The organism is Rhodococcus sp. R1101, from assembly GCF_000278445.1.
Lineage (GTDB): Bacteria > Actinomycetota > Actinomycetes > Mycobacteriales > Mycobacteriaceae > Rhodococcus > Rhodococcus gordoniae.
The window spans coordinates 1-4,552 of sequence record NZ_AJVB01000302.1; the positions used below are offsets into that span (position 1 = coordinate 1).

A 4,552-nucleotide genomic window follows, 5' to 3' on the forward strand; every position below is an offset into this window, starting at 1 on the left:
TCGCCTACCGGCGCGGTCTGCACGGTTTCCGGCTGGTGCTGGTCGGGATCGGTGTCTCAGCGATGCTCTCCTCGGCGGTCTCTTATCTGCTCACCCGTTCCGACATCCACCGAGCCATGAGTGCCGCCGCCTGGCTGACCGGCAGCCTGGCCGATCGCAGCGGGCTGCACGTGACCATCATCGTCATCGCACTGGCGGTGACGGTCCCGGCCCTGATCGTGGGGTCGCGGCACCTGCGGCTGCTCGAGCTCGGCGACGACCTCACCCGTACCCTGACCGGAGCCGGTCGAGGCCGCAAGGTGCTGTTGCTGCTGATTGCAGTAGTTCTCGCCGCGATGGCGACCGCAGCTGCCGGCCCCATCGGATTCGTTGCCCTGGTGGCGCCGCAGATCACCCGCCGCATCCTCGCCGAGCGGCAGGTCGGCCTTGCGCCCTCTGCCGCCGTCGGAGCCCTCCTGGTGGTCGGCGCCGATCTGGCCGGCCGCTCGATCTTCGCGCCGTCGGAGATGCCCGTCGGAGTCCTCACGGCGATCCTCGGAGCGCCGGTCCTGCTCTACCTCCTCGCCCGCGCCCACCGCATCGGAGCCGCCGGATGACACCCCAGTCGGCACACACGACCCGGTCGGTCTCGTTGACGACCGAGCAGCTCAGCCTGGGCTACGGCTCCTCACTGATCGTCGACCAGGTGACCACGAGCCTGCCCGCCGGCCGTATCACAGCGATCGTCGGACCCAACGGGTGCGGCAAATCGACGCTGTTGCGGGGCCTGGCCCGCCTGCTGTCGCCGCAGCACGGCAGAGTCCTTCTGGACGGTACCGAGCTCACCGAGATGCCGGCGCGCACGCTGGCCCGCACCCTCGGTCTGCTGCCGCAGCAGCCCCTCGCCCCGGACGGCATCACCGTCGCCGATCTCGTCGGCCGGGGCCGGCATCCCCATCAACGGTGGTTCCGTCAGTGGAGTGCCGAAGACGACCGGGCGGTGGCTGCCGCACTGGCGGCGACCGGCGTCGACCAGCTGGCCGAGTGCCCGATCGACGAACTGTCGGGTGGCCAACGCCAGCGCGTGTGGATCGCGCTGGCGTTGGCCCAGGATCCCGAGATCATGCTGCTCGACGAGCCCACGACCTTTCTCGACCTGGCCCATCAGATCGAGGTGCTCGACCTGCTCGCTTCCCTCAACCACCGCCTCGGACGCACCATCGTGCTGGTGTTGCACGACCTCAACATGGCCAGTCGCTACGCCCATCACCTTGTGGCGATGCGAGCGGGGACGCTGGTGACCGCCGGACAGCCCAGCGACGTCATCACTCCCGAGATGGTGCGCGAGGTCTTCGGTGTGGAGGCCACCGTGATCACCGATCCCGTCGCAGGCACTCCGTTGGTCCTGCCCCACCGCTCGGGCGACATCGAGGCCGCCCGGTGACCGGGCGCGTTCCGGTCGGCATGTATCCGCGAGGTCGATGCCTGCGGGGAGCTGGAGGCCGCCGCAGCAGGAGCGGACGCGCGCCTCTCATGTGTGCCGGAACCCCCTACCTGTGCGGTCGCGCGGATCGGGGTCCAATCCCAGAAACTCCGCGCGGATGCGGTCCCACGCCTCAAGGTGCTCCCAGACCGGTTCCTCCGTCAGTCGCTGGGTGTTGGTGAGGAACGGGGTGGGCAGCATGATCGTGAGCATCTGCTCGTCCCGGCCGTTGAACATGCGCAGACCCCAGGAGGTGACGGTGTCGTCCCTGCCGATCCTGCGGTACAGCTCGGCGCGACCGCAGCGGCGGATCCGGCCGAGTTCCGGCCCACTCGCGGTGTGTTCGCCGATGCACAGATGGAAATGCCACCGGCCGAAATCGACGGTGACGTACCCGTCGTACATGCCGATCTTCTTCGGCGCGTCGGGGGCCGCGACCTCCAGTGCCGAACCTTCGATGAGCAGACCGAACCACATGTCGTTCCAGTAGTTCTCGAACAACAGCCGGATCAGGCGCAGCAGGCTGTCCTCGTCGGTCGGCAGGGGCCAGCGCTGTTCGCGCCCGCCGTCCTCGGTATCGATGATCTCGGGATCGAAAACGACTGTCACGGAATCTCCTTCGAGCGGTCCTTCGGCGGGGTGGGGAAGACGCAGTCGCCGCACACCCCGCCGGTGGGTGTGCGGTAGTACAGACAGCAGCTGCGACGTCGGCCGGTCGCCGGGTCGAGGGCTTCGGCGAGACGCGGATCGGACAGTGCAGCACCGACGAGAGGTTGTGCAGCCGAACCGATCACCCGCCCGGCGCCGATCAGGGCGGATGCCGCGTTGCCCCACAGCAGGCCGCCTGCCACCACGTCGCGCCACGCACGGATGAGGGGTTCGATCTGGCGGTCGAGGACTTCCGTCACGATGTCGTCGCCGAATCCGGGTTCGGTGATGTGCAGGTGCAGTCCGGCGTCGTTGCGCCACAGGAGTTGCCCGGGATCGAGCCGGATGCATCGTCCGGAGTCGACGACGGAACCGATCGCCACCGACCACACGCGTGCGACGTATCCGAAGAAGAGGGTCGATGCGGCCACGCGCGGTTCGTCGGTGCCCATCCGCGCGGCAGTATCGGTCACCAGAGCGTCGCGGGTCGCGGGGTCGGCGAGATCTGCGGTGGGACGCCACCTGTCGTCGGCAGGTCCGGTACTCACGCGGAAGTACGGGCTCCATGCGGCGACTCGCTCGAGAACCCCGATCGCATCAGACACGGCTGTCCTCCGTTTCCAGGTCGAACACCATCCTGCGAGGATCGAACCGCATACGTCCGCGATCGAACGCCGCTCCGATACGGCCGGATTCGGCCAGGGCAACGGGGGTGCCGCATGTCAGTGTGCGGTCTGCGTCGAGCAGCCACATCCGGTCGGACACCCGTAGTGCGAGTTCGAGTTCGTGGGTGGACATCACGACCGCCAGATTCTGCTCGCGCGCCAGGCGTCCCAGCACGTCGACGAGCTCGACCCGGGACGGAACGTCGAGAAAGGAGGTGGGCTCGTCGAGCACCAACAGCGACGGATCCTGGGCGAGCGCCCGGGCGGTGAGACTCCGCTGGCGTTGGCCGTCGGACAGCTCACCGAACTGCCGGGATGCCAAGGAAGTAGCTCCCACAGCGTCGAGGGCCCACTCCACCGCAGCCCGGTCCTCGGGAGACAGGCGGGCACCTGCCTTCAGATGTGGAGTCCGGCCGAGTGCGACGAGCTCACGTACGGTCAGCAGGCCCGGGTCGATGCGTTCGGTGAGGACCACCGAGATGCGGGTCGCGAGATCGGCGGGGCGTATCGCCGCAAGGTCTTCACCGTCGACGAACACCCGGCCGTGCAACGGGGGTTGCAGTCCGCACAGTGTGCGCAACAGAGTCGATTTGCCCGCGCCGTTCGGTCCGACGAGCGCGGTCAGTTCACCCCGCCGCGCAACGGCGTTCACCTTCGCCGCGATCTCCGTGACCGTACTCCCACGGAAGGCACGGCGATGGGTGTAGCCGACGGCCAGATCACGCAGTTCTACGCCGGGGGTCACAGCGCCGCCCCCAGTGCTCCACGGCGCGAGCGGATCAGCACGGCGATGACCACGGGCGCGCCCACGATCGCCGTGACGGCGTTGAGGGGGAGGACGGTATCGGTGCCCGGCATCTGGCTCACTATCCCGCAGATCAGTGCCAGTACCCCGCCGAGCAGCGCTACCGCCGGCAGAAGAACCCGGTGGTCCGAGGTGCCGAACGCCATGCGCGCCAGATGGGGAACGATGAGGCCGAGAAACCCGATGGGGCCGCAGAAGGCCGTGGTGGCCCCGGCCAGCAATGCTGCCGAGACCACCGTCGTCAACCGGACGGTGCGGATGTCGATGCCCATCGAACGGGCATAACCCTCGCCGAGGAGCAGAGCGTTCAAGGCACGCACCGTCACCAGGGCGACGGCGATTCCCCCGAGTACCACGGGTACGAGCAGTTTCAGGTCGGACCAGGTCGTCGCCGTGAAACTGCCCAGTCCCCACACCAGGAACTGCTGGCTCCGTTGCGGATCCGCGTAGACCAGGAGGACGGATACCACCGCTGTGGTCGCCGACCCCAGCATCACCCCGATCAGCAGCAGCGTCACCGCGGATGTCACCCATCGCGCCAGCACCACGATCAGCAGGAGCACCGCGGCCGCCCCGAGCGCCGCGGCGATCACCACGCCGGCACGGCCGAGGCCGGCCAGCCCGGCGGTGAACCCGCCGGCGCCGCCGCCCCCGGCCACCACCACGACGGCGACACCGAGACTGGCGCCGGAACTCGCACCGAGAACGAACGGGTCGGCGAGAGCGTTGCGGAACAACGTCTGCATCTGCAGACCCGCGATGCCCAGGGCGGCGCCGACCGCGAGCGCGGTGACGGTGCGCGGCAGACGCAGGTCGCGAACCACCATGTCCCAGCGTGCATCCGTCGCGGAACCGCCGACCAACACCCGCACGGTCTCGTCGAGCGGTACCGTCACCGACCCCAGGGTCACCGACAGCACCGTCGCGACGGCGACCGCGACCGCGAGAGTCACGAACACGACCGTGACACGA

General features: G+C 68.8%; 6 protein-coding genes. 2 read left to right on the forward strand and 4 right to left on the reverse strand.

Annotation, left to right across the window (positions count from 1 at the left end; genetic code table 11):
* A partial coding sequence (locus R1101_RS0116445; RefSeq protein ID WP_016934474.1) for a FecCD family ABC transporter permease occupies positions 1-596 on the forward strand: 596 nt, incomplete at its 5' end.
* On the forward strand, positions 593-1,423 hold the full coding sequence (locus R1101_RS0116450; protein ID WP_016934475.1) for an ABC transporter ATP-binding protein: 831 nt from the start codon (positions 593-595) through the stop codon (positions 1,421-1,423). The genes R1101_RS0116445 and R1101_RS0116450, both read left to right, overlap by 4 nt.
* A gap of 87 nt (positions 1,424-1,510) precedes the next feature.
* Here the strand turns inward: R1101_RS0116450 and R1101_RS0116455 are convergent, their stop codons facing one another.
* The 4 genes from R1101_RS0116455 to R1101_RS0116470 all read right to left on the reverse strand — a co-directional run.
* The gene (locus R1101_RS0116455) at positions 1,511-2,071 is read right to left on the reverse strand and encodes a DUF7676 family protein (RefSeq protein ID WP_016934476.1); all 561 of its coding nucleotides are present in this window, start codon (positions 2,069-2,071) and stop codon (positions 1,511-1,513) included.
* Positions 2,068-2,715, reverse strand: coding sequence for a (2Fe-2S)-binding protein (locus R1101_RS0116460; RefSeq protein ID WP_016934477.1), 648 nt, complete (start codon positions 2,713-2,715; stop codon positions 2,068-2,070). Before R1101_RS0116460 ends, R1101_RS0116455 begins: the two co-directional genes overlap by 4 nt.
* A complete protein-coding gene (locus R1101_RS0116465) occupies positions 2,708-3,520 on the reverse strand; it encodes an ABC transporter ATP-binding protein (protein ID WP_016934478.1) in 813 nt (270 codons plus the stop codon). Before R1101_RS0116465 ends, R1101_RS0116460 begins: the two co-directional genes overlap by 8 nt.
* Positions 3,517-4,552 (reverse strand): iron chelate uptake ABC transporter family permease subunit (locus R1101_RS0116470; protein ID WP_016934479.1); only part of this gene is annotated, 1,036 nt, incomplete at its 5' end. The genes R1101_RS0116465 and R1101_RS0116470, both read right to left, overlap by 4 nt.

Bases quoted from the DNA above. Each gene is read 5' to 3' on its own strand.
- R1101_RS0116450 (WP_016934475.1), top strand. From the start codon at position 593: ATGACACCCCAGTCGGCACACACGACCCGGTCGGTCTCGTTGACGACC.